The sequence below is a fragment of the Rhodoferax sp. GW822-FHT04A08 genome, assembly GCF_058801025.1.
In genome coordinates this window covers 211,807-235,181 of sequence record NZ_JBXAMW010000008.1, presented here as the reverse complement: position 1 = coordinate 235,181, position 23,375 = coordinate 211,807, and the positions used below count along the sequence as shown (strand labels likewise).

24 protein-coding genes are annotated in these 23,375 nt (G+C 56.4%); 21 read left to right on the top strand and 3 right to left on the bottom strand.

The features are described from left to right. Positions 1–504 precede the first annotated feature (504 nt). The 11 genes from AC1RMF_RS16960 to AC1RMF_RS16910 all read left to right on the top strand — a co-directional run bounded on the left by AC1RMF_RS16960 (position 505) and on the right by AC1RMF_RS16910 (position 9,355). Positions 505–1,452 (top strand): chromate resistance protein ChrB domain-containing protein, encoded by a 948-nt coding sequence (locus tag AC1RMF_RS16960; protein ID WP_493142973.1) that lies wholly within the window; start codon positions 505–507, stop codon positions 1,450–1,452. Then, positions 1,442–2,635 (top strand): chromate transporter, encoded by a 1,194-nt coding sequence (locus tag AC1RMF_RS16955; protein ID WP_493142971.1) that lies wholly within the window; start codon positions 1,442–1,444, stop codon positions 2,633–2,635. Before AC1RMF_RS16960 ends, AC1RMF_RS16955 begins: the two co-directional genes overlap by 11 nt. A 15-nt stretch (positions 2,636–2,650) precedes the next feature. Next, on the top strand, positions 2,651–2,992 hold the full coding sequence (locus AC1RMF_RS16950; RefSeq protein WP_493142969.1) for a rhodanese-like domain-containing protein: 342 nt from the start codon (positions 2,651–2,653) through the stop codon (positions 2,990–2,992). Beyond that, on the top strand, positions 2,989–3,441 hold the full coding sequence (locus AC1RMF_RS16945; protein WP_493142967.1) for a chromate resistance protein ChrB domain-containing protein: 453 nt from the start codon (positions 2,989–2,991) through the stop codon (positions 3,439–3,441). The genes AC1RMF_RS16950 and AC1RMF_RS16945 overlap by 4 nt, the downstream gene beginning before the upstream one ends. A 496-nt stretch (positions 3,442–3,937) precedes the next feature. Further along, positions 3,938–4,399, top strand: coding sequence for a hypothetical protein (locus AC1RMF_RS16940; protein WP_493142966.1), 462 nt, complete (start codon positions 3,938–3,940; stop codon positions 4,397–4,399). 640 nt (positions 4,400–5,039) lie between these two features. Then, positions 5,040–5,318, top strand: coding sequence for a hypothetical protein (locus AC1RMF_RS16935; RefSeq protein ID WP_493142965.1), 279 nt, complete (start codon positions 5,040–5,042; stop codon positions 5,316–5,318). Positions 5,319–5,346: 28 nt separating this feature from the next. Then, complete coding sequence (locus tag AC1RMF_RS16930) at positions 5,347–6,609, top strand: MFS transporter (RefSeq protein WP_493142963.1); 1,263 nt, start codon at positions 5,347–5,349, stop codon at positions 6,607–6,609. Between the two features lie 3 nt (positions 6,610–6,612). Next, on the top strand, positions 6,613–7,380 hold the full coding sequence (locus AC1RMF_RS16925) for a hypothetical protein (RefSeq protein WP_493142961.1): 768 nt from the start codon (positions 6,613–6,615) through the stop codon (positions 7,378–7,380). Between the two features lie 241 nt (positions 7,381–7,621). Next, on the top strand, positions 7,622–7,831 hold the full coding sequence (locus AC1RMF_RS16920) for a hypothetical protein (RefSeq protein ID WP_493142960.1): 210 nt from the start codon (positions 7,622–7,624) through the stop codon (positions 7,829–7,831). A gap of 2 nt (positions 7,832–7,833) precedes the next feature. Beyond that, entirely contained in the window at positions 7,834–8,232 is a 399-nt protein-coding gene (locus AC1RMF_RS16915; RefSeq protein WP_493142958.1) for a phage holin family protein, read from the top strand. Between the two features lie 319 nt (positions 8,233–8,551). Continuing rightward, positions 8,552–9,355, top strand: a complete 804-nt coding sequence (locus AC1RMF_RS16910) for a hypothetical protein (RefSeq protein WP_493142957.1) — start codon at positions 8,552–8,554, stop codon at positions 9,353–9,355. Positions 9,356–9,764: 409 nt separating this feature from the next. Here the strand turns inward: AC1RMF_RS16910 and AC1RMF_RS16905 are convergent, their stop codons facing one another. Both AC1RMF_RS16905 and AC1RMF_RS16900 read right to left on the bottom strand, forming a co-directional pair. Further along, positions 9,765–10,958, bottom strand: a complete 1,194-nt coding sequence (locus AC1RMF_RS16905; RefSeq protein WP_493142955.1) for an MFS transporter — start codon at positions 10,956–10,958, stop codon at positions 9,765–9,767. Next, on the bottom strand, positions 10,951–12,102 hold the full coding sequence (locus tag AC1RMF_RS16900) for a serine hydrolase domain-containing protein (RefSeq protein WP_493142953.1): 1,152 nt from the start codon (positions 12,100–12,102) through the stop codon (positions 10,951–10,953). The genes AC1RMF_RS16905 and AC1RMF_RS16900 overlap by 8 nt, the downstream gene beginning before the upstream one ends. A gap of 122 nt (positions 12,103–12,224) precedes the next feature. Here AC1RMF_RS16900 and AC1RMF_RS16895 point away from each other — a divergent pair, with 122 nt between their 5' ends. Continuing rightward, a complete protein-coding gene (locus AC1RMF_RS16895) occupies positions 12,225–13,145 on the top strand; it encodes a LysR family transcriptional regulator (RefSeq protein WP_493142993.1) in 921 nt (306 codons plus the stop codon). Positions 13,146–13,203: 58 nt separating this feature from the next. Here the strand turns inward: AC1RMF_RS16895 and AC1RMF_RS16890 are convergent, their stop codons facing one another. Next, positions 13,204–13,830, bottom strand: a complete 627-nt coding sequence (locus AC1RMF_RS16890) for a DinB/UmuC family translesion DNA polymerase (RefSeq protein WP_493142951.1) — start codon at positions 13,828–13,830, stop codon at positions 13,204–13,206. Positions 13,831–13,984: 154 nt separating this feature from the next. On the opposite strand from AC1RMF_RS16890, the gene AC1RMF_RS16885 reads away from it, so the two are divergent. The 9 genes from AC1RMF_RS16885 to AC1RMF_RS16845 all read left to right on the top strand — a co-directional run bounded on the left by AC1RMF_RS16885 (position 13,985) and on the right by AC1RMF_RS16845 (position 23,368). Further along, positions 13,985–15,235 (top strand): ABC transporter substrate-binding protein, encoded by a 1,251-nt coding sequence (locus tag AC1RMF_RS16885; protein ID WP_493142950.1) that lies wholly within the window; start codon positions 13,985–13,987, stop codon positions 15,233–15,235. A gap of 263 nt (positions 15,236–15,498) precedes the next feature. Further along, on the top strand, positions 15,499–15,915 hold the full coding sequence (locus AC1RMF_RS16880) for a GFA family protein (protein WP_493142948.1): 417 nt from the start codon (positions 15,499–15,501) through the stop codon (positions 15,913–15,915). A 94-nt stretch (positions 15,916–16,009) separates the two neighbouring features. Next, entirely contained in the window at positions 16,010–16,819 is an 810-nt protein-coding gene (locus AC1RMF_RS16875; protein ID WP_493142946.1) for an ABC transporter ATP-binding protein, read from the top strand. Next, entirely contained in the window at positions 16,816–17,592 is a 777-nt protein-coding gene (locus AC1RMF_RS16870; protein ID WP_493142944.1) for an ABC transporter ATP-binding protein, read from the top strand. Before AC1RMF_RS16875 ends, AC1RMF_RS16870 begins: the two co-directional genes overlap by 4 nt. 22 nt (positions 17,593–17,614) lie before the next feature. Next, entirely contained in the window at positions 17,615–18,487 is an 873-nt protein-coding gene (locus AC1RMF_RS16865) for a branched-chain amino acid ABC transporter permease (protein ID WP_493142942.1), read from the top strand. Further along, complete coding sequence (locus tag AC1RMF_RS16860) at positions 18,484–19,473, top strand: branched-chain amino acid ABC transporter permease (protein WP_493142941.1); 990 nt, start codon at positions 18,484–18,486, stop codon at positions 19,471–19,473. The genes AC1RMF_RS16865 and AC1RMF_RS16860 overlap by 4 nt, the downstream gene beginning before the upstream one ends. Before the next feature lie 55 nt (positions 19,474–19,528). Next, positions 19,529–20,734, top strand: a complete 1,206-nt coding sequence (locus tag AC1RMF_RS16855; protein WP_493142940.1) for an ABC transporter substrate-binding protein — start codon at positions 19,529–19,531, stop codon at positions 20,732–20,734. Between the two features lie 80 nt (positions 20,735–20,814). Beyond that, on the top strand, positions 20,815–21,924 hold the full coding sequence (locus AC1RMF_RS16850; protein WP_493142939.1) for an NAD(P)-dependent alcohol dehydrogenase: 1,110 nt from the start codon (positions 20,815–20,817) through the stop codon (positions 21,922–21,924). A gap of 22 nt (positions 21,925–21,946) precedes the next feature. After that, on the top strand, positions 21,947–23,368 hold the full coding sequence (locus AC1RMF_RS16845; RefSeq protein ID WP_493142937.1) for an aldehyde dehydrogenase family protein: 1,422 nt from the start codon (positions 21,947–21,949) through the stop codon (positions 23,366–23,368). The last annotated feature ends 7 nt before the right edge of the window (positions 23,369–23,375 follow it).

Sequence of the window (23,375 nt, the reverse complement as noted above, 5' to 3'; positions counted from 1 at the left end):
TGTCAGCGTGTGCCACACGATGTTGGAAAAGTACACCTGCACTTGCTTTTGGGCGAGGACGTTTGATTGCATTGTTCGCTTTCAAAAAAGCTCTCTTCACTGAATTCGGATTGCCTAGTAGGTTAACTGCGCCAGTGCCTCTCTGAACGCTATTCGACATGGAAAATGAGAGTTTTTCAAAGGTGGAGTGTTGTGAACACTCGCTAACCGGCAATTTGAGGCTTACCGAAACTGGACATTTGTAAAAAGCCTCTCCGGCTGCAACTGAGACTTTTAGGAGGCGGCAGGCAGGTTAAGGCTAATACGGGTGCTATCGACAGTCAGCTCTATGGAGATCCAGTTCTGCTTCAGTCAGGAGTCGTTCGCGACATTCAGCAAAGTGCCCAAAACGGGCGCTCCCACTTTCAAGATGAATGACCGCTGGTTGCGTAAGCAGCCATTGCGACAACATAGGTATTTCAATAAAAATTGCAATAGTTAATTCATTTATGTAGACTATATTGCATGAATGACTGGCTAACCTTAATCATCAGCCTACCCACTGAGAACGCAAACACCCGCATGCGTACTTGGCGAGCACTCAAGGCTTCGGGCGCTGCAGTTTTGCGTGACGGCGTTTATCTGATGCCCGAACAAGATGCGTGCCGAACCGTTTTTGAAAATGTAGCTGCGGAGGTAACAGAATCCGGAGGGAGCTCGTACGTCATCCGGGTCGAGGAACCAGCGGGAAATGATTTCAAGTTGCTGTTCGACCGTAGGGAAGAGTTCTCGGCATTGTTGGATGACATACGTGCCACCACTGCCGATGTTAGTGAAGGCAATGCATCCGAGTTGGCCAAGAAGGCGCGCAAGCTGCGTAAGGCCTTTGCCGGCATCGTGGAAATTGACTTTTTTGCATCAGAAGCCCAACGTCAGGCCGAAGCAGGCCTGCGGGCGCTGGAACTGGCACTTGCGCGCATCCTTTCGCCGGACGAACCCCAAACGATTGATGCCGACATCCCACGTTTGGACCTAAAAGCCTACAAAGCCAAGACTTGGGCTACGCGACAACGCCCGTGGGTAGACCGACTGGCAAGTGCTTGGCTGATCCGTACTTTTATTGATCCCAAGGCCAAATTTCTATGGCTGGAGAGCCCCAAGGCGTGTCCTAAGGGTGCCATTGGATTTGACTTTGACGGCGCAACCTTTAGCCACGTTGGAGTCAAAGTGACGTTTGAGGTGCTGCTTACCAGTTTTGGCCTTGAATCTCAGCCGCTTCTGCGCATGGGCCATCTGGTGCACTTTCTTGATGTTGGTGGACTGCAGCCACCTGAGGCAACGGGAATTGAAAGTGTTCTCGCAGGAATGCGTGAGTCGTTTGATAGTGATGACCGCCTATTGCAGGCTGCAAGCCACGTGTTTGATGGGCTACTGGAGAACTTTTCCAAGGAGGCAACAAGCCATGGCAAGTAATGAAGTCATGCCCACACCAAAGGCCGAGTCCCTTCGCTATACGCTCTGGCAATTAGTTCAATACTTCTTGCGTCTGGGCACCGTAGGCTTTGGTGGACCGGTAGCACTGGTTGGCTATATGCGCCGTGACCTGGTGGAGCAGCGCGGCTGGATAACAGAGGCTGATTACAAGGAAGGACTGGCGCTGGCGCAGTTGGCTCCTGGCCCCATGGCTGCACAAACCGCCATCTACTTGGGCTATGTCCACTACCGCATCCTGGGTGCCACCCTGGCCGGAATTGCTTTCGTGTTGCCCTCGTTCTTCATGGTCGTTGCCCTGGGTTGGGCCTATAGCCAGTTTGGCGGACTCTCATGGATGCAGGCAGTCTTCTATGGCGTGGGCGCAGCCGTCATTGGCATCATCGCCATCAGCGCCCACAAGCTAACAACCAAGAGCATTGGCAAAGACAAGTTGCTTTGGTCAATCTTTCTGATTCTGGCGGCAGTCACAGTGGCTACTGAATCGGAAATCGCCTGGCTTTTCCTCGCAGCAGGTGTGGTGACCTGGTTTGTACGGGCACCGCCCAAACGTTGGGGTGGCGGCGGCTTGGCAGCAGCACTGCCCGTGGACATGGTTCACACCGGCAGCTTTATGGCTTCACTAGACTGGCCCTTGCTGACCCAGATTGGCGTGTTCTTTGCCAAGGCTGGTGCGTTTGTGTTCGGGTCCGGGTTGGCCATTGTGCCATTTCTGTATGGCGGCGTGGTTACTGATCACCATTGGCTCAATGAAAAACAGTTTGTGGACGCGGTGGCCGTGGCCATGATTACGCCAGGGCCGGTAGTCATTACCGTGGGCTTTATTGGTTACCTGGTAGCTGGGTTCCCTGGTGCTTGCGTGGCAGCGCTTGGAACATTTCTGCCTTGTTACCTGTTCACCATCATTCCGGCACCGTATTTCAAGAAGTACGGAAAGCTCCCCGCCATCATGGCTTTTGTAGATGGTGTGACTGCCGCCGCAGTTGGGGCGATTACTGGCTCTGTCATCGTGATTGCCAAGCGCAGCATCGTCGATGTGCCCACTGCCGTGTTAGCACTCTTAACAATCGCCATTCTCTGGAAATTCAAGAAGTTGCAGGAGCCGGTTGTGGTGGCATCCGCCGCACTCATTGGACTATTGCTCTATCCGCTGACCCATCCCTAACCTTAGGAGATTTCCATGCAATCCATCACTGCAGAGGATCTGGCCCAACAACTGGAGCAAGGCACTCCTATCCGATTGCTCGACGTACGACGTACAAAGGCACTGACCGACTCAGGCGTGCAGATTGCTGGATCCCAGTGGAAGAATCCAGCGCTGTGGCTTGACTGGAAGGATGAAATAGCACATGACATCCCCATCGTCGTGTATTGCGCGCACGGGCATGAAATCAGTCAAGGTCTGACCGCGACCCTGCAGGCTATGGGGGCCAATGTGTGCCACTTGGAAGGTGGAATCTCCGCGTGGCAAGCCCAGGGACAGGCGGTCGTGCCAGTTCAAAACTCAGGAGAAAAATCATGAAGTGGATCACCCGCGAGCGCCCCAAGATTGATCGGATTGCCTGCCCGTGGTTGATCAAAAAATTCATTGATCCTGAAGCAGAGTTCTTGTATGTCCATGCAACGGAAGTTCGCAAAATTGCAGCAACTATCGGAGCCATACCGTATGACATTCCGGATGTGGAACTCAGCCACGATGGGGACCTTTGCAGCTTCGATGCATTTTTGAAGAAGTACAAGCTCGAAGATCCAGCCCTGGATCAGCTCGCAAGCATAGTGCGAGGCGCGGATACATCCCGCTTAGGCTTAACGCCACAATCTTCCGGCCTGTATGCAATATCACTGGGCCTGTCACAGAATTACAGCGATGACCATGAAATGCTCATGCATGGGATGGTCATGTATGAAGCCCTGTACTCATGGTGCAAGAGCTGCCAGGAAGAGACCCACAATTGGCCACCCAAGACGTGATTGGATCGTCATGGGTTCACGCAATGGGCTGACAATTACAGGCACAGTCATTGACCATGAGTCAATGGACGCTAGGCTTATCCCGAATGACAGGAGTAGGACAGTAAGCGGGCATAGGCGACCAAAACTTAAAAGACAGGAATTGGTCGAATCCGGGTGTCCCTTCGTATGAATCCACGTCCACACTGCAGTCGTTGGCCCACAGGAAGCAATGACTGGTATCTGGGTGTCAATATGAACTTTTGTAAGTCGGCTCCCGCGGATAAAGTGTCTTGTGCTCGCTACCGGCAAAGTGCTCTGTTTAAGCCAATTGGACTTGCAGGTCCCAAATTGTCAGGCCTGCTAATGAATAACTGTTAAAGCAGATTTGTATGCAATAAGCCGTCATTACCCCGCGTAGAAGGAAAAATTAATTCCTGTGGTTCAGGTCCAATGTCTGTAAGCAATGGAGCGATTCGCGCTTCAGAGCGCTATCAATCAACACCAGACTATTGACATGACAAAGAAGGACCACAAATCTAAACACAAATCAGCAAAGACTGCTAGATCGCAGGCGCCATACCGTTACTATACGTTCACTGAAACAGCGCATAATATTATTGCACCCATATACATGTGGTCTGAGGCCGCATGTCATGCGTGTAGCATGCTATTAGTTGCCGAATTTGAACCTTCGAGGAGGGATGAATGCCTAGACATCGTGTCCACCTTATTCCATCGGCTTCCAACGAACGTCAGAATCCAAATTCTAGAGCACGTCGAATTCTTGATTCACACTCGCCGAACGGCTGCATTTCTTGTGAGGCGCCACGGTGCACTCTTTGAAGTCTTCGTAGCTTTCTCAGATGAAGAGGCAATTGACTATAAGAATGAGATGCCGGAGCTGCAATATGCGGATGCACAAGAAATTGAGTCCTTTATTTATGTGGCGGCTACGAAATTTGAGCTAAGGGATTGATCCATGCTGAGACGCGGTCCCGTATCGACTCGAAGACACATCCGTAGACATTGAGGCGAGTGAATGTGGAGTAGGCTGGAAGTGCAACTCGTTGACGTCATCGACGCCGGCGTGACCTGGGCAGTACCGCAGGTAATTAGCGTGATGATCGACGCCAAATGCAACCGTTATGAGATTCGGGTCGTAGGCACCGCTTGTCAGCGAAAGGACGGACTGCTTGTTCTTGACCAATCCAAAATATCCGGTCCTCGGATCAAGCCCCTACAGCAGTCCGGGCTGACGAATGACATTGACGTAGTGCCTGAGGCGGTAGGGTACATGACTTCGCAAGACTTGTGATGTCACCAGCAGACCAGTATCGAGGCCTACCTATCTAATTTGCATCGCACAATGAGCGAGATTTTCTTCAGAATTCGCTATTGCAGCAAAGCCATTTCTCTCGCTAAGTCATAAAACGAAATGTTCGTATAATTGTCCCACAAAATGTGAAATGGGCAGTCTTAGGCGCCTAGTCACAGAGAGAGCTGGTCAGTAACCGTGCGCGCGATGGTAATTCGCTGATGCACCAAGTCCAGCGCATTTACCTGACGGGTTCCACTTTTTTTTGTATGGTTGCTTCTGCAACGCAGATTCGCTATTGATGAGTACCGATTCCGTCATCACTTTAAAGCTCCCCGAGGGCTACACCTTCTCCGATCTCAAGGTCCGTCGCTGTGACGATGACGCCATTGATCTGGACATGGACCTGGTTAAGCTGATCTGCCAGATCAACGGCCTGAACTTTGACAAGGTGCTGCAGAACCCGGGGCCGGTTGTCACCAGCATTCTCACCGTCTGGTACAAGAGTCATCTCGCGCAAGGCGGCGCACCCGATGCCCTGATGGAAGAACTCAAATCACAAGGGCTCAGACTCAATTGACTTCCTTCCTCACAGCTTTGCCGCTCCCATGAGCCAAGCCTCATCGGTCCAGATGCCTGTACAGGCTCCAGGTGGTACCGCTGTGCCAGCCAGCGCACTGGATATCCAGTTGCCTCGCGGAGCGCTTCTGGGTCTGTCCATCTCCGCATTTGGCAGCGGCATTTCCATGCGGGTCACAGATCCCTTGCTGCCAGGCTTGGCAAAGGAGTTTTCGCTGACCCTGGGCCATGCAGCCCTGGTCATTACCGTTTTTGCCATTGCCTATGGCTTCTCCCAGCTGATCTTCGGCCCCTTGGGCGACCGCTTTGGCAAATACCGCGTCATTGCCTGGGGCACGATTGCTTGCGCCATCACCACGGCGGCCTGTGCCATGGCGCCGTCGTTTGAATTCCTGCTGGCAGCCCGCGCCATTGCCGGCGCATCGGCCGCAGCCATCATCCCGCTGGCGATGGCCTGGATTGGCGATGTGACGTCTTATGAGCGCCGCCAACCCATATTGGCCCGGTTCATGATCGGCCAGGTGCTGGGCGTATCCGCCGGCGTGCTGCTTGGCGGCTATGCTGCCGATCACCTGCACTGGCGAACCCCCTTCGAAGGTATCGCAACCTACTTTGCGTTGGGTGGTTTCTTCCTGTTGTGGATGAACAAGCAACTGCCCGATGCCGCCAGAAAGACTAGCCCGCCCCAGGGCTCTGCGATGAAGCGCATGGTGTCCGAGTTTGCACAGGTGCTGGCAGTGCCTTGGGCCCGTGTGGTGCTGCTCACTGTGTTTGCGGAAGGTGCCAGCATCTTCGGTGCCTTCGCCTTCATGGTGACCCATGTGCACCAGGCTCACGGCATTCCACTGGCGATGGCCGGGCAGATCGTCATGCTGTTTGGCTTTGGCGGACTGTGCTTTGCACTCAGCACCCGCTTCCTGGTACATAGGTTGGGGGAGACCGGTCTGTGCCGCTGGGGTGGCGTGCTGGTAGCCGCTTCCTACATCACCGTGGCGGTATCGACCAGCTGGTGGTGGGCCATACCTGCCAGCTTTGTGTCGGGCCTGGGGTTTTACATGCTGCACAACACGCTGCAGATCAACGCCACCCAGATGGCACCTGAGCGCCGGGGTGCAGCGGTTGCTGCATTTGCAGCTTCATACTTTATTGGACAGTCGGCAGGTATCGCACTGGAGGGGGCGTTGATCCCTACCATCGGCACCGCAGGCGCCATTGTGTTGGGAGCAGTCGGAGTGACTGTGGTCTCGCAGAACTTTGCCCGTCTGATGCAAAAGCATCGCAGAAAGGTTTGAACCGTGGAAGAACTCAAAGAAACACCTGAGCAACTGACAGGGCCATCAACAACGCATACGAGCGTACAGGCACCACCGCAAGAACAGGAAGCATTGCAGGCATCTGGAGCAACGCAAGCCGAAGTGCAGGCGTCTGCACAGCGTCCATTGCCTCCCGCAGTACAGGCATTCCAGAACTTCTACCTGGCCGAGCTCGATGACCGCATTCAGAGAAGCGAAGCGGTGGGCGCCATCACCTTGAAGAAGGGCAGTGCCGCACTCTTCTACGATCCGCGCGACTGCAAGTTCACGCTGGTCGAGAAAATGCCCGACGTGGAGGCTGCCAACGTGTTTGACTGCGTACCGCGCGAACAATGGGGCCGCACCGTCATGCTGTTTGGCCATGCAACCAACACGGGTGGCTATATCGCTTCAGGCCACGGCACCCTCAACGGCAAGGTGCTGACCATCAAGCTGGCCACCGGGCGCTTTTACCGGATTGACGTGGACTCGGAGCTAGCCCACCTGCAGCCCTTCTTCCAGGAAGAGAAGCCCCGTCCCCCCAAGGAGGCCAACGCCGGGCCACGCAAGAAGCTCCCGCCCCGCAATTCCAAAGGCCCACAGGCGCGCAGAGAATACAGCGAGGGAGACGCACCCATGCAGGCGACAGATAACGCAAGCAATGACTCACATCGCGACGAGGAGAGCGAAGACTTCACCGAGGAAGACCTGCGCCGCCTCAGAGGCGAGCTCCCCCTGGCCACCAAGGCCAAGAAGAAGTGGCGCAAGTGAGCATTTGATAAAGAACGCAACACCCGAAACGATCTGCATTCTTTTTAAGCAAGCTGTGCAAAGCCAATAGGCATGCGCCTTGGAGCCACAACCACAGGAGTTATCCCCAGCTCAGCACACAGGTTCTGTGGATGGCTCAGCACCAGGCGGGTAGGCGGATTCAACGGTCAAGACGTTGAACGGGGGATAACAGCCACCAGATGCTGTTCCACACAACAACGGATACACCATCCACAGGGCCATGAGAACGACAAATACACTCAACAAATGTCACCGATGTGGTGCAACCAGCTACAAGCCCGTGATCGAGCGCGATGAGGCCGGGAGCATGAAACCCAGCGGGCAGCACCAGTGCGTAGGATGTGGCCTGACCTTTGGCAGCATTGATGAGTGGAGAACGGGAAACCGCCACAACGAGCAGGCGCCTCAACAGACCAATGACAAGGCTTAGCGATGAATGAACTCCGCCCATTCCTTCTGCACTGGGGCATCATGTCCATGGCACTATGGGTGGCCAGCCATGTCTTTCGGGGCGTGCGGTTTGAGGGGCTGTCATCCCTGCTGGTATCCGCGCTCCTGCTGGGCCTGGCCAATGCCATCGTCAAGCCACTGCTTATCGTCCTGACCCTGCCGCTGACCTTTATCACCTTCGGACTCTTCTTGCTGGTCATCAACGCGCTGATGATTCTCCTGGTGTCAGCCTTGGTAAAAGGGTTTCAGGTATCGAGTTTCTGGACGGCCTTTTTTGCCAGCATCTTTGTGTCCGTCATTAGCTTTGTGCTGGAGGTGTTCTTCCTGGGTAACGGCTCCGTCCACGAGATACAGATGCCGCATAGTGGGGTGTGGCTGTAGGGGGTCATTCACCGATTGCGAATGGCCGCAAGCATTGTGGAATCGGTCAAACAGACTGGGGCCACGGTCACGATGACCGAGAGCTACCCTTGAGGTGCCAATGAATGGGCAGCTCGCCCTGTCCATCCCCTATTTGCAGAACAACTTCGGAGTAGGGAGGCCTAGCATGGGCGCACCGCATCCGTTTTGGACGGAGGATTCTCTTCTTCCGTAAAGACTGCAAAAATCTTCAAAAATTCTCTGAATTACGCTTAGCCAGCAAAGCCAAATTGCTACCTTTCTGATTGGGCATGGTGCCCATGCACGAAGGGAAATAGCAATGCGAAGGCAAGACATCTTCAATCACCAGGTGGCATCTCTGGTGGCTTTGGTACAAAGACTGCAGAAGGTCGGGCATCCAGACAGGGATTCGGAGTCCAAATTAAGACAACTCGTCTCATTTGAGCTTTTGGGCAGGGGAACGCTCGATGTCATTGCGCGTGTACTGGGTGAACTCGACAATGCTAAAGCGGACTTGCTCAACGCCAAGATCAACCATTGCAGTCAAGTCTTCTATAGAACAGATGCGCTCTGGAGTGCCTTCGCTGTTCCTGTGGCAGTGAACTGGCACATGCAACATCACCGCTACTACCGACTGAGTGCTGGCGAAAAGGAACACCTGGACGCCCTGGCTGCAGGAATTCGCCAATCTGTGGGGGCAAGGGAAGTGTACTTGGACGTGCGTTTCTATAGTGCAAAGGAGCTGTACACAGCACCTGCGCGCCATCTGCACGACCATCTGCAGCAGCTCGTCCTCGGCACCCCGAGGCTGACACCGCTGTTGAAACCCATGGAGCTACGCAGCTCCAGTGAGCCGCCCTGGCGCGTGGTGTATTTTCTGGGCGTGGAGGTGGGTGATCTTCAGGCGCCACGCAGGCTGCAAGAAGCGGGTGTGCAAGAAGCCTTGCAGAGTTACCTGCATCATGGAGTGAATGCCCTGACCAAACGCAAACCGGGGGTGTTTTCGCAGGGCGCACACGGTCACACCGTGTGCCATGCTCCCATGTATCTGCAAGATGCCATTCTCTTTGGACACAAGGCGATGCGTGGCTACCCGCCAGTCCGAGATGCGCTTGCTTGGTGAACTCAAGGCGGAAGCTTCTTTGACCAGACGGGCTGCCTCTTCAAGGCGCCATGATGGGTCGAGCCGTCGTTTCTCTTCTTCAGCTTCTTTCGCCAGGCGCGCTGTCTTGGCTAGAAGTAGGACTCTTTGCTGAAGGGCATCAACCTCATCAGGCTTCCGCTTTGCAAGAAGGTCTGGTGAGGCCATCTCGCAGTCTTCAGGCAGGCTTCCTATGAATTTCTGCCGACTGAAACCGTGGCTGTTGCCCTCGGCACCCTTTTTGACACATTCCGACCTGTACAGCATTGCCTTGCCGTTGCGATTTTAGATGTGCATTGCATCTCTTCGTATAACCGTGATGCAAAGTGTAGACACTGAGTTTCTCTCGGACCCAATGAGACTTCCGTCCCCTCGAGCACGGCACGGTTTGTCAAATGAACCCATGCGCCCGTGCTTTCCACACGACGAATAGACTTGGGGCCATCAAGGCCATCACAAGCCATGCAAATACCTGTGCCCCCCAGGTCCGCAGGAGAAACGCGCCTAACAAGCCGCCACCCGCGATACCTAAGTTCCACACGGTCACGAGCAGAGACTGTGCAATGTCGCCCGATGCGCCCGCAGTCCGTGCGGAAGCTGTCTGAAACAGCGTAGCGGTACCTCCGAAGGCCATACCCCAGACCGCAATACCTACCAGCATCGCGGCGGGAATATGCCCGAATACACCGAGCACCAAAGCCGACACGCAAAATCCAATAATGCTCGCCAATACCAACGACCTAAGCCATCGGTCCACCCGAAGGCCGACCAGCCAGATGCCCATGAGCGCAGCCGCGCCAAACACTAGTAGAACTACGTCCACACGTTGAGAGGCTTGTACCGAAGCTAGCCATGGCGCGATGTAGGTATAGAGAACGTTGTGCGCCAGCACGAAAAGTAAGGTCACCGCAAGCACCGACCGGAGCCCTGGCAACATAAGCACTTTGGGAATCCGAATGCCAGTGCTGGCTGTTTGACCCTCGAAGTCCGGTACCTTGAACCGCACCCATGCCACCAGCAGAATCGACAGTACCGACATGATGGCAAATGCGATGCGCCAGCCGACCAGGTTGCCCAGCAGCGTTCCGGCCGGTATGCCTAGAGACAGCGCCAGAGGTGTACCCACCATGGCCACTGCGATGGCCCTGCCTTGCATCGTCTTGGGAACCATGCGGCTGGCATGGCCGGCCAACAACGCCCACAACAGTCCCGCGAACACGCCTGCACCAAATCGAGCTACAAGAGTCAGCGCATATGAGCTCGACAACGCCGTCACCAGGTTGACCACCGAGAAGCCACCAATAGCCAGAAGCAGCAGCGGTCGTCGTCGGCATGACCGTGTCACCGCAGTCAGTGGAATGGCTGCGACCAGTGACCCGATGGCATAAAGCGTCACCAACTGCCCGGCCTTGCCCTCTGACACTCCAAGGTCGGCGCTGACGTTCGGCAGCAGTCCAGCAGGTAAAGCCTCGGTCAGGATGGTCAGGAAACCCGCAGTGGTCAGTGCCAGAAGGCCAGACCACGGGAAGATGTCTTGCGCGGAGCCAGTCTGCGCATCTGAAGTAGTCAAGTAAGCTTCACGCATACACAGCGTCTCGCAATTGAGAGACGAAGCTGCCTGACATGCCTTCGTACAACGTATTGGTGAAAGCTACTACGCTCAAGCCACGGGCCACGTCCACGAACCAAGAGTGACCATAAGCTCCACCCCAACGCCAGGTGCCCACCGACTCTGGTGACTGCGACGCAATAGGGTCGTGCAGCACTGAAAACCCCAGACCAAAGCCATATCCTGGTGCGTCGGGTGGCCCCCAAGAGCCCGTCTGATTGCGCCCCATCTCAGCAACTGTCTCATGCGAAAGCAAGGGGGCACCGCCTTGACGCAAAACTTCGAGCAATTTCAGAAATTCTCCAGCTGTGCCCACCATGCCAGCGCCGCCGGACGCAAAGGCTTTAGGGTCGCCCGCCCGCTCCAGGTCGAACGGGATGCCCAAGAGGCCTTCGAATGGAGTGACAGTCTCGCGTATTTCCATCCGGCGCGGCTTGGGTATGGAAGAGACATAGACCGCAGCCAGTCGTTCGGGCTCAATGGCAAGGAAACTGGTGTTATGCAGGCCCAGCGGAGCGGTAACCAGTGCCTGCACCGCTGAGGCCAAGGGCTGCCCGCAAACCGCCTCGATGACACCACCAAGCACATCGATGCCGAGCGAATAGCCCCAAGCAGTTCCAGGGACATAAAGCAGCGGCACGCCGGCTAGGCGGCGCAGGTTTTCCTCCAGGCTGATGCCCGCCCTGTCCATGCCGTCGGAAACGCCCGCACGGGCATACGGCCCATCGGCATCCGGCTCCAGAAAGCGATAGCCCAGCCCTGCAGTGTGAGTCATGAGCTGGCGCACGGTAATGTGTGCCTCCCGCCCGTCCGGCAAACACGGGCGGAACGCAGGTAGCCAACGCTGCACGGTGTCGTCAAGGCTCAATCGCCGCCGCTCGACGAGCACCATCGCCGCAGTAGTCACGATGGGCTTGGACACCGATGCCAGCCGGAACAGGGTGTCCTGTGACATGGGTTGACCTGCTTCACGGTCTGCGAAGCCGGCTGCCCGACCGTAGGCCAATTCGCCGTGCTGCGCGACGAGTACGACGGCGCCGACAAGACGCTCTTCGGCCAGCGCGCGGTCAATAGCTGCATTTACCTGCGGCCAGCGTGTGGGGGAATAAGTTGGCGACATGAGCACTGAAAATCCTGTATGAAATGAAAGAAACTCAACGATAGTGACAAACCGACTCTGGAAAAAGACGGGTACATTTCCTTTTTTAAAGGAGATAAATGTCCGCAATGAATGCCTTGTCACTGGATAGCGTTGGAGACTTCTCTGTGTTCGCGCAGGTCGCTGAAACCCGTAGCTTTGCCGAAACCGGTAGGCTGCTTGGCGTGTCAGCTTCCGCCGTCGGCAAACGCATGGCTCGGCTAGAGGAGCGGCTTGGTGTTCGACTATTTCACAGAAGCACGCGCAGCATTACCTTGACCGCCGAAGGCAACATGTTCTTGGCACGATGCAGACGGGTGCTGGCCGAGATTCAGGACGCCGAGCTGGAGCTGTCGCAGTCCGCGAAAACTCCGCGCGGCAGGTTGAAGGTGAGTTTGCCTCTGGTCGGTTCGTTGTTCTTGCCGGTTGTGGCGGATTTCATGCAGGCCCATCCGGACATCGACCTGCATCTTGACCTGACGGACCGTGTGGTGAATGTCATTGAAGAAGGTTTCGACGCGGTGCTGCGCACGGGGGAACCCAGTGACTCGGGTCTATCCTCGCGGCGCCTGGGCAGTTTTCAGATGTTGATGGTGGCTTCACCCGAGTACCTCCTACGCCGGGGTGTGCCCAAACGCCCGGCTGACTTGGCAGAACACGCGTGCCTACACTACTGTTTTACGAACACCGGCAAGCTGGAGGCTTGGCCGTTGCGCTGGCCGGTCGACGGACCAGAAATCAGCCTGCCAACGTCGATGGTCTGCAACACCATTGAGGCGCGAGTGTGTTTTTCCGAACGCGGACTCGGCATCACCTGCTTGCCAGAGTTTGCAGCACGAGACGGCTTGGCTAAGGGAAGCCTTCGCAGGGTGCTTGAGGCATATACCGAAGTCAAATTGACGACATTCCGAGTCCTATGGCCATCGGGACGGTATCCTTCGCCGAAACTACGGGTGTTTATTGACTTCCTCGCAGAGCGCGTATTTGTCGAACCGTCGCGTTTGACGACTCTTGTGGGGCGGTAGCGGGTATTGCACTAACCAGGTCGAAGCGAAAAATCTGGGATCGGAACCGCTACCTTGCTCAAGGCAAACGTCTCAAATTCATGGATCGGAACGGGTCGGCTAAACAGATATTGGGCTGGAGATCCAACAGCATGACACCAGCCTTGGAGTATTCGATGCCTGGCTTGTATATGCGCTCCAAGGCCCGAATCGCTGCCTGTGTAATTTGGGTGGAGTCGCCAGTGGGGCGCAACAGCGGCACCACCATGGATCGGCTGTACTGGGTCACCGGTCGAAACGAGCTGGTCCGAACTAAGCACAGCACCTCACCGGCATGGCTGTGCTGCTTGCGTAGCTTCTCGGATGCCCTGCTGGCGAAGGCGCTGTCGGCCTCCACCAATGGCTCCAGGCCGGTCACCGGGCGACCAAATGAATGGGTGCAGGCAATCTCCCGCTTCACTGGCGGGGTGTTCTCAAATCCGATGCAGCCAATGCCTTGCAACTCACGCACGGTGCGCTCCAGCATCACCGACCAGCCGCGTCGGGCCTTTGTCGGGTCCATGCGCACCAGATCCAACACAGTGGTGATGCCACCCGCCACGAGCTTGGCTCCGATCCGCGGCCCAACACCCCAGACTTCGCCCACGGGCGTGGACGCCAGCAGTTCATCCCGCTCACCATCACCCATGGCCGAGAGGTTGCACACCTGTGCCAGTTGGGGCGGGTAAGGTTGATTGGAATCTTCCCTGTCGCCTGATGGCCTGCAATCCGCGCCTGTGACAACTCCAGAGCGGTGCGGATGAGCTCGTCGAAAGCGACGATTTTTCCGCCGCTTCCGATATCTAGACTGCAGATGCTCCATGCACCTGCTGGACTACAAACCGCGAGACAACACTATGAAATCAAGCTTTCTAAAATGCGCCATGCGCATAGCTATTGGCATCTCGATGACGGCTACGACTTTTGCTGTGATGGCCCAAAAAAAATATGATTCCGGCGCCAGCGACACCGAAATTAAGATCGGCAACATCCTTCCGTATTCCGGTCCGGCCTCCACATATGGAGCGATTGGGCGTGCAATGTCGGCCTATTTTGACAAGGTCAATGCCGAAGGCGGCATCAACGGGCGAAAGGTCAAATTCATCAGTCTGGATGATGGCTACAACCCCGCCAAGACCGTGGAGCAGGCACGCAAACTGGTGGAGCAGGAGGGCGTTCTTTTCATTAGCGGGGCCATAGGAACCGCACAAAACGCTGCCATTCACAAGTACATGAACCAGAAGAAGGTTCCACATCTGTTCGTTGCAAGTGGAGCATCCCGCTGGAATGACCCCAAGAATTTTCCCTGGACGATTGGTTGGAACCCGAGTTATGAAACGGAAGGTGCGATTTACGCCAAGCACATCCTGGAAACCAAGCCCAAAGCAAAAATTGCCGTCATTTACCAGAACGACGACTTGGGACGGGACTATCTGAGTGGTCTGAAGGCCGGCCTGGGTGCCAGGGCAAAGGACATGGTCGTTGCAGAAGCGAGTTTTGAGTCGTCAGATCCGACCGTGGACAGCCAGATCCTGACGCTCAAGGCGTCCGGTGCGGATACGATGATCTATTTCAGTCCTCCCAAGCAGGCTGCTCAGGCCATGAAGAAGGTGGGCGATCTGGGCTGGAAGCCTACCCAGTATCTTGCGAATGTTTCCATCCAGATCGAGGCGGTTCTGAAGCCTGCTGGACTGAACAACGCGAAGGGCGCATTTTCCGTCGCCTACTTCAAGGAGCCCACCGATCCCCAGTGGCAAAAGACGCCGGAATATGCGGAATGGCTGGCGTGGATGAAGAAGTACAACTCGGAAGGAAACCTCACGGACAACCACGGTGTCTATGGCTACTCTCAAGCGCAACTCGCTGAGTATGTTCTCAAGAAGGCTGGCGACAACCTGACACGTGAGAACATCATGAGGATTGCCGGCAATCTGGAGACAACGCTTCCCATGCTGCTGCCGGGCACCGTCCTGAAGACCACACCGGAAGACTTCGTCTTGGTCAAGCGGTTGCAGCTGATCAACTTCAATGGCAACACGTGGGACTTGACCGGCAAGATGTACTCCAAATAGTTCTTCAGCGCGTGCCCTGACTGCGGGCACAGAAGCAATGCAAACTGCGTCCGCTTGGACGCAGTTTGCATTTGTGGGAAAGCCAATAGAAAGGTTGCGCCATGCTGCATATCGTTCCGGTCACGCTTAAGGTGCGCAGGTGAAATCCGCCAGGTAGAAGTGAGTCGGGCCGATTCGCATCCAAAACCAAAGTTAATAGCGGTCGCCCCCCTTCGTCTTAAACGACGATTTCAGGCGTTGGCGGTACCTGAACAATCCCCAGCATGAATACCCAATCCGGTGGATGTTTGTGTGGGGCGGTTCGCTACCGTTTCCATCTGGGGGAACCCGCCCCCAACCTGGTGATTTGCCACTGCCGTCATTGCCAAAGGCAGAGCGGCAGCCTGTTTTCCGTCAACCTGGTTGTCCGCAAAGAAGACTTTGAGCTTGAAGGCCAACCTTTGTCCTATGAGGATACGGGGGATAGTGGGCAGCCCGTCTGGCGCCACTTCTGTGGCACCTGCGGTTCAGTACTGTTTACGCACGCCAAATCGATACCAAGTGTCGCCATAGTAAAAGCCGGGACCTTGGATGTCGCATTGCAGACGGCACCTGCCGTCGAGTTGTACACGGAGCATGCCGCCGCCTGGTGGCCGGTGCGGGACGGCGTATTACGGTTTCCGCGGGGACGTGGTGGCTGAACCTGGTGCTGTGGGGGCGCTCGTCGCATCCGACGAGGTTCTTTTTTCTCGACACTCGAATAATCCCAGCATAACCTACAGGAGACCTTCCACTATGGCGCAAGAAGCGCTGCTCAGCGTACGGGACGTCAATGTCCGCTTCGGAGGCATACGTGCTCTCCAGGGCGTGAGCTTCGACGTGCATGCCCGCTCAATCTGCGGATTGATCGGTCCCAATGGGGCTGGCAAGACAACTCTCTTTAACTGCCTCAGCCGCTTGTACAAGTTTGACAGCGGAGACATCCTGCTGAATGGCGAGTCCATCCGGAATGATTCTGTTCACCGTGTGGCGCAACGAGGTGTCGGGCGCACGTTCCAGAACCTGGCCATGTTTGGCACTCTAACGGTGATGGAAAACGTGATGACGGGGGCATATTGCCGATCTGGCGAGGGGTTCATGGCCGCCATGCTGCGGCTGCCCCGCGTAGCGCGCCAAGAGGCACTCGTACAGCGACAGGCAGAGGAACTACTCGAGCTCGTGGACCTCGCACCGTATGCCAAGGTTCCGGTGGCGTCCCTCCCGTTTGCTATTCAGAAGCGGGTGGAGATGGCGCGTGCGCTGGCATCCCAGCCTACTTTGTTGCTGTTGGATGAGCCTGCTGCGGGTCTCAATCATGAGGAACTCGGCAAGCTCGCATCGACCATCCGCCACGTTCGGGACGCCATGGGAATCACTGTGCTGCTCGTGGAGCACCACATGGGATTGGTCATGGGAATTTCAGATCACGTGGTGGTTCTGAATTTTGGACAACGTATTGCCGACGGCGTTCCGGAAGAGGTCCGAAATAACCCGAAAGTCATCGAAGCATATCTCGGAGCAGGGCGTGAGAAGCCAACTCCCAAAGAGGTGGTGGCGCAGCTATGAACAACCCATCTACATCAACTAAGCTGCAACCGTCTCCTGAATCCGGCGCACTACAGGCTGAACAACCACTGTTGGAGATCGCCTCGCTGGATGCTTTCTATGGCCAGACCCAGGTTCTGTTCGGCATCAATGCCAAAGTGCGTCCAGGTAGCGTGACTGTTTTCCTGGGGGCGAATGGTGCCGGAAAGACATCTTGCCTGCGCGCGATCTGCGGCATGCTCCGCACGCGCGGTGAGGTTCGCATCGATGGGATGCCCGTGCAGAACCGCGCAACAGAGGACATCGTTCGTCTCGGCGTCGCCCATGTTCCCGATGGCCGTGGCACTTTTGCACAACTTTCTACAGAGGAAAACCTGCAACTGGGAGCATTCACCCGGCGCGACCATGATGCGGTTCGAGAGGACATCGAACAGATGTTTGTCTGGTTCCCCCGTCTCAAGGAACGGTTCCACCAGCAGGCAGGCACTCTGTCAGGCGGAGAGCAGCAGATGCTGGCAATTGCCCGCGCACTCATGTTGCGTCCGCGTCTGCTGTTGCTGGACGAGCCTTCCTTTGGCGTGGCGCCCAAAGTGGTCTCAGAAATATTCGATGTGCTGGAGCGAATCCGCCATGAGCGTCAGGTCAGCATCCTGCTGGTTGAGCAGGATGCCCATCTGGCACTGGAATTTGCGGAGTATGCGTACCTGCTTGAAACCGGCCAGGTGGTACTGAGCGGCAAGGCCAGCGACCTGGCGGCGGACGAGGCAGTCCGTCGCTCCTACCTTGGTTATTGAGTCGACCGGAAAGAACCACAACATGGAAGCATTCATTCTTCAGGTGACCTCCGGGTTAGGCAATGGTGCAATTTATGCATTGCTGGCGCTCGCCCTGGTCATGATCTATCAGGCCACCCACCACGTGAATTTCGCTCAGGGTGAAATGGCCACATTCAGCACGTTCGTGGCATGGGCACTGGTGCAGGCCGGTTGGCCGTACTGGTGGGCATTCCTTGCCACCGTGGCGCTCTCCTTCGCAGGCGGTGCGGTGTTGCAGGTCACGGTACTGCGTCGGTTCGAAAAGGCGCCCGCCCTCACCAATGTCATCGTTTTCATTGCCCTGCTCCTGATCTTCAACGCATTGAGCGGGTGGATCTTTCACCATGAGATCAAGACTTTCCCCTCGCCGTTCCCGGAGGGTGCCTGGTTCGGATCTTCGGTGATGTCAGCACATAACGCCGGAATGTTGCTTGTTATGGGGGTAGTGATTTTTGCGCTGTTTGCATTCCTACGTTGGACACCGCTCGGACTCGGGCTGCGAGCTGCGGCACTAAACCCTGCGTCGGCAAGGTTGGTTGGCGTGCGCGTTTCCAGGATGCTTGCGCTGGGCTGGGGACTGGCCGCAGCGATAGGAGCAGTAGCAGGAATGATGGTGGCCCCGGTGCTTTTCCTCGACCCGCACATGATGTCTGGCGTGCTGCTATACGCCTTTGCCAGCGCGCTACTCGGAGGCATCGACAACCCATACGGAGCTGCCATCGGTGGATTGCTGGTTGGTGTCGTCGAGAACATCCTGGGTGCCTATGTGATCGGCACTGATCTCAAGCTGACAGTCGCGCTGGTACTCATCGTCGGCGTATTGATTCTTCGGCCGCAAGGCCTTCTTGGAAAGAGCGTGGTGACCCGCGTATGACGACCAATAACCGATTCAATTTCCGCGACGCCTCGGTGCTGGGACTGGGCGTTGCAGGCTTGCTGCCGCTACTGCTGCCGGACTACTTTGTCTTCCAGGCCACCATGTTTCTGGTTTATGCAGTGGCGCTGCTGGGCCTGAACATACTGGTGGGGTTCAATGGTCAGATTTCTCTAGGCCATGGTGCATTCTTTGCCTTGGGGGCCTATGTCGCAGCCATCGTACTGGAACACCTGGGATGGCCATATTGGGTCACCCCCGTGCTTGCCGCCGTCGTCTGTTTCGTCGTCGGATTCCTGTTGGGATTTCCGGCCTTGCGGTTGGGTGGTATCTATCTGGCATTGGCCACTTTTGCACTGGCGCTTGCTACGCCCCAGTTCATCAAGCACAAGGCATGGCAGTCCATTACGGGCGGAGTACAGGGTCTGGTGATCATGAAGCCAGAAGCCCCCATGGAAAGCGTGCTGGGTTTTGCAGTCAATGATGACCGTTGGTTGTACCTTTTTTCGCTGCTGACCACGATGGTCATGTTCTGGCTGGCCTCGAACCTGCTGCATGGCCGTATGGGACGGGCGCTGATCGCCATCAGGGACCATCCGACGGCAGCCGCAGCCATGGGTATTGATCTGCCCAAGGTCAAGTCGGCTGCTTTCGGTCTGTCGTCCGCTTTTTCCGGGGTTGCCGGATCCATGTTCGCGCTGGCAGTCGGCTTTGTGGCTCCGGACAGTTTTCCTGGCTTCCTCTCTATCACGCTGCTGGTTGGAATCGTGGTGGGGGGGCTGGCCACGCTGACCGGTCCCCTGTTCGGAGCGTTGTTCGTGCTGATGGTCCCCAACCTGGCCGAGCAGATCTCCAAATCCGCTCCGTCAGCCATCTATGGATTGCTGCTGATCCTGGCCATGGCCCTGATGCCTGGCGGTGTGGCGGGAACTGCCAAGGACTGGTTCTCCCGGTGGAAGGCGCGTCGGCAGACCCACGTCGGTTGAAGTTGGCGCAGACACGTTCCGTATTTCAACTTATTTCAAGACTCAAGGACAAGATATGAAACGCACACTTTGGACCCGCCGCGGTGTTTGCATCGCGCTTGCTGCAGTTTGTTCAGTAGCGATTGCGCAGAAAAAATACGACGACGGAGCCAGCGATACCGAAATCCGGATCGGAAATATCGTTCCTTATTCTGGACCGGCTTCTGGTTATGGCGCAGTAGGCAAGGCACTGGTCGCCTATTTCGACATGGTGAATGACCAAGGCGGAATCAACGGCCGGAAAGTGCGTGTCCTGTCGTTCGACGACGGTTACAACCCAGCCAAGACGCTGGAACAAACTCGCAAACTGGTTGAACAGGATAAGGTGCTGCTGCTGGTGGGAACCGTCGGAACGGCACCCAACAATGCCATTCACCGTTACATGAACCAACGCAAGGTTCCCCATCTGCTGGTTGGTAGTGGTGCGTCCAAGTGGAACGACCCGAAGAATTTTCCCTGGACCACGGCCTGGATCCCCAGCTATGAGCTGGAAGGCAGCCTTTATGGCAAGCATATTCTGGATACGCGGCCTAATTCGAAGATTGCTGTGCTGTTTCAGAACGATGACTTTGGTCGTGATTACTTGCGTGGTCTGCGGGCAGGCCTGGGGGCAAAGGCCAAAGACCTTATCGTTGCCGAAGCTGGCGTCGACCAGACGGACCCGACTGTGGACAGCCAAATCGTGACCCTGAAGGCCAGTGGTGCTGACACCATCCTTTACCTCACGCCCGTAAAACAGGCCGCACAGGGCATCAAGAAGGTGGCTGAACTAGGCTGGAAGCCGGTGCAATACACCTGCTCGGTGTCCACCTCGGTGGAGAACGTCTTGAAACCCGCCGGTCTGGAAAATTCCAAGGGAGTCATGTCACTGGCTTACATGAAGGAGCCGGCAGACGCACGCTGGCATAGCACACCAGAATATGCTGAATGGTCTGCCTGGATGAAGAAGTACAACGCTTCTGCAAGCCTGACCGACAACCTGGGCGTGTATGGCTATTCGCAGGGTCAATTGCTTGCGCAGATCCTGAAGCAGGCAGGTGACAACCTGACTCGGGAAAACATCCTGAAGCAGGCCGCGGCGGTTGATATGCGACTGCCGATGTTGCTCCCCGGCATTCGGGTAAAGACCAGCGCCGATGATCTGGCACCCGTACAGCAACTGCAGTTCATGACTTTCAACGGTCAGAACTGGGTGATCGACGGGAAGCTCTACGGGCGCTAAGACACGACATCACTGACCGTTCTGGCAGTGCCTGTCCGAGGGAAGCAACCCGTAAATGCATCAAGGCTAGGAGACACATCATGAAGATAACTGCCGCAGTGGTTCCCGCTGCAGGATCGCCTTTCGTCCTGCAGGAACTGGATCTGGACGAGCCGCGCGAAGACGAGGTTGTGGTTCGCATTCTGGGCGCTGGCGTTTGCCATACCGATATTCATGCTCAAGAGGGCGGAGTGGCGTTGCTGCCATTTCCAGCCGTATTGGGCCACGAGGGATCGGGCGTGGTGGAGCGGGTCGGGAGCAAGGTGGGCAAGGTCAAGCCGGGCGATAAGGTGCTGCTCAGTTTCTTGTCCTGTGGGACTTGCCCGAGTTGCAAGGATGATGAGCCTGCGTATTGCTACCAGTTCCCGCCGCTAAACGTTTCGGGTGGCCGAGCTGACGGAAGCCGTACCATGAAGTCCCGTGGTGACCCGGTCGCCGGAAGCTTCTTCGGGCAATCGTCCTTTGCGACCTTTGCCATTGCCAATGAGCGTAATGTAGTCAAGGTGCACCCCGACGTTCCAGTGGAAATCGCGGGTGTCCTGGGCTGTGGAGTGCAAACCGGCGCTGGTGCGGTTTTCCGCTCGCTGGACTGCAAACCAGGAAGAAGCATTGTGATAACGGGCGGCGGTGCCGTGGGTCTGAGTGCGGTTATGGCGGCCAAGGCGCGCGGCCTGTCGCGCATCATCCTTTCCGAACAGCACCAGTCACGCAGGGATCTCGCGCTTGAGCTCGGCGCAACCGACGTGATTGACCCGGCAATGTCCGATCTGGCCGAGGCAGTCAATTTACTGATTCCGGGCGGTGTCGATTACGTGGTGGATACCACAGGCATTCCGGCGGTCATCGAGCAGGTTCCCCGGTTACTGACACGCCGTGGCAAGTTCGGCATTGTGGGATTGCCCTCGGCACGTAATGCAGGCATCAGCCTGCCAGGCGCGCTTGTTGACGTCATGCGTCGTGGGTTGACCTTTCGCGGAATCATTGAAGGTGATTCAGACGTCGATCCATTCATCACCTACCTTATGAAACTATTTGTTGAGGGGGAATTCCCCTTCGACAAGATGGTCCGCACTTTTCCGATGAATGCGATAGACCAGGCTATCGCAGCTCAGCACCGGGGCGAGTGCGTGAAAGTTGTTCTGATTCCTTGACCTTGATTATTGAGATCAAACCATGAGTACCAATCAATTGCCATACAACATGCTGATAGATGGCGTGCTGGAAGTTGGACCATCCACCATCTCAGTGCTCAACCCTGCCACTGAAGAAGTCATCGCGCAAGCGCCGGATTGCAGTCCTGAGCAACTGGAGCAGGCAGTTGCCGCAGCGCGGCGAGCTTTCCCTGCCTGGCGTGACACCGACATGGAACGTCGCCGGGAACTGGTGCGCCAGATGGCGCCTCGCTTCGAGGCGGAAATTCCCCGTCTGGCGGCCTTGATGACGCAGGAGCAAGGCAAAGTATTGGCCGCATCGGGACGGGAATTTGACAGCCTGCTGCGCTTCATGCGTGGATTGGCAGAGCAGTCATTGCCAGAGACAGTCAACGAAGACACACCAACCCGCCTGAGCGTGACCCGACAGGTGCCATTGGGCGTGGTGGCTGCGCTTTCGCCCTGGAATTACCCCGCTCTCCTTTCGTGGTGGAAGGCAGTTCCGGCGCTGCTCACGGGCAACACCGTGGTCATGAAGCCATCGCCCTTGACGCCACTGACGGTGCTGCGCATGGCTGAACTGGTCGCAGATCTGTTCCCACCTGGCGTATTGAACGTGGTTGCGGGCGGCGACGCCCTGGGACCGCAGTTGACAGCGCATGCAGGCATAGACAAGGTCAGTTTTACGGGCTCAACGCCTACTGGACGACGGGTAATGGCGTCCGCTGCACCGACGCTCAAGCGCCTCACCCTGGAGCTCGGCGGAAACGATGCGGCTATCGTGCTGCCTGATGCGGATATCGCCCAGGCAGCACCACAGATCTTTTGGTCGGCATTTACCAACAGCGGCCAGGTTTGTGTTGCAACCAAGCGGCTCTATGTCCACCGTGATATCTATGCTGCATTTGCCGAGGCGTTCGTTGCAGTTGCCAAGTCAGTAAAGGTCGGTCCTGGTGACGACCCGGCATCCTTGCTGGGACCCTTGCAAAATCGTGCACAGTACCAGCGTGTCCGTCAGCTGATCGAGGAATGCAAGCAGGCAGGACTGCGGGTTCTCTTCGAAGGCACGGTCCCGCAGGGGCGTGGATATTTCCTGCCGATCACGTTATTTGACAATCCGCCCGAGGACTCCAGGTTGGTGGTGGAGGAGCCCTTCGGGCCGGTACTTCCGCTGCTGATGTACGACGACATTGATGATGTGGTCCAGCGTGCGAACAATACTGAGTTCGGACTGGGCGGATCGGTCTGGTCACGCGACGAGGCCAAGGCAGTGGCGATCGCCAAACGGCTCAATACAGGCAACGTGTTCATCAATGAACCGTTCTATCTGTCCCCGTCAGCGCCTTTTGCTGGTCATAAGCAATCCGGGCTTGGGGTCGAGCACGGCCTGGAGGGACTGATGAGCTTCACTCAGCCGCAGACCCTAATGATTCGTCGAGGTTGAGGATAGC

Excerpts from the sequence above, each read along its gene's own strand:
- AC1RMF_RS16860 (WP_493142941.1), top strand. The coding sequence starts at position 18,484 with ATGACGACCAATAACCGATTCAATTTCCGCGACGCCTCGGTGCTGGGA.
- AC1RMF_RS16870 (WP_493142944.1), top strand. The coding sequence starts at position 16,816 with ATGAACAACCCATCTACATCAACTAAGCTGCAACCGTCTCCTGAATCC.
- AC1RMF_RS16885 (WP_493142950.1), top strand. The coding sequence starts at position 13,985 with ATGCACCTGCTGGACTACAAACCGCGAGACAACACTATGAAATCAAGC.
- AC1RMF_RS16845 (WP_493142937.1), top strand. The coding sequence starts at position 21,947 with ATGAGTACCAATCAATTGCCATACAACATGCTGATAGATGGCGTGCTG.
- AC1RMF_RS16910 (WP_493142957.1), top strand. The coding sequence starts at position 8,552 with ATGCGAAGGCAAGACATCTTCAATCACCAGGTGGCATCTCTGGTGGCT.
- AC1RMF_RS16875 (WP_493142946.1), top strand. The coding sequence starts at position 16,010 with ATGGCGCAAGAAGCGCTGCTCAGCGTACGGGACGTCAATGTCCGCTTC.
- AC1RMF_RS16855 (WP_493142940.1), top strand. The coding sequence starts at position 19,529 with ATGAAACGCACACTTTGGACCCGCCGCGGTGTTTGCATCGCGCTTGCT.
- AC1RMF_RS16865 (WP_493142942.1), top strand. The coding sequence starts at position 17,615 with ATGGAAGCATTCATTCTTCAGGTGACCTCCGGGTTAGGCAATGGTGCA.
- AC1RMF_RS16930 (WP_493142963.1), top strand. The coding sequence starts at position 5,347 with ATGAGCCAAGCCTCATCGGTCCAGATGCCTGTACAGGCTCCAGGTGGT.
- AC1RMF_RS16940 (WP_493142966.1), top strand. The coding sequence starts at position 3,938 with ATGACAAAGAAGGACCACAAATCTAAACACAAATCAGCAAAGACTGCT.
- AC1RMF_RS16850 (WP_493142939.1), top strand. The coding sequence starts at position 20,815 with ATGAAGATAACTGCCGCAGTGGTTCCCGCTGCAGGATCGCCTTTCGTC.
- AC1RMF_RS16905 (WP_493142955.1), bottom strand. The coding sequence starts at position 10,958 with ATGCGTGAAGCTTACTTGACTACTTCAGATGCGCAGACTGGCTCCGCG.
- AC1RMF_RS16960 (WP_493142973.1), top strand. The coding sequence starts at position 505 with ATGAATGACTGGCTAACCTTAATCATCAGCCTACCCACTGAGAACGCA.
- AC1RMF_RS16955 (WP_493142971.1), top strand. The coding sequence starts at position 1,442 with ATGGCAAGTAATGAAGTCATGCCCACACCAAAGGCCGAGTCCCTTCGC.
- AC1RMF_RS16945 (WP_493142967.1), top strand. The coding sequence starts at position 2,989 with ATGAAGTGGATCACCCGCGAGCGCCCCAAGATTGATCGGATTGCCTGC.
- AC1RMF_RS16950 (WP_493142969.1), top strand. The coding sequence starts at position 2,651 with ATGCAATCCATCACTGCAGAGGATCTGGCCCAACAACTGGAGCAAGGC.
- AC1RMF_RS16920 (WP_493142960.1), top strand. The coding sequence starts at position 7,622 with ATGAGAACGACAAATACACTCAACAAATGTCACCGATGTGGTGCAACC.
- AC1RMF_RS16880 (WP_493142948.1), top strand. The coding sequence starts at position 15,499 with ATGAATACCCAATCCGGTGGATGTTTGTGTGGGGCGGTTCGCTACCGT.
- AC1RMF_RS16900 (WP_493142953.1), bottom strand. The coding sequence starts at position 12,102 with ATGTCGCCAACTTATTCCCCCACACGCTGGCCGCAGGTAAATGCAGCT.
- AC1RMF_RS16935 (WP_493142965.1), top strand. The coding sequence starts at position 5,040 with ATGAGTACCGATTCCGTCATCACTTTAAAGCTCCCCGAGGGCTACACC.
- AC1RMF_RS16915 (WP_493142958.1), top strand. The coding sequence starts at position 7,834 with ATGAATGAACTCCGCCCATTCCTTCTGCACTGGGGCATCATGTCCATG.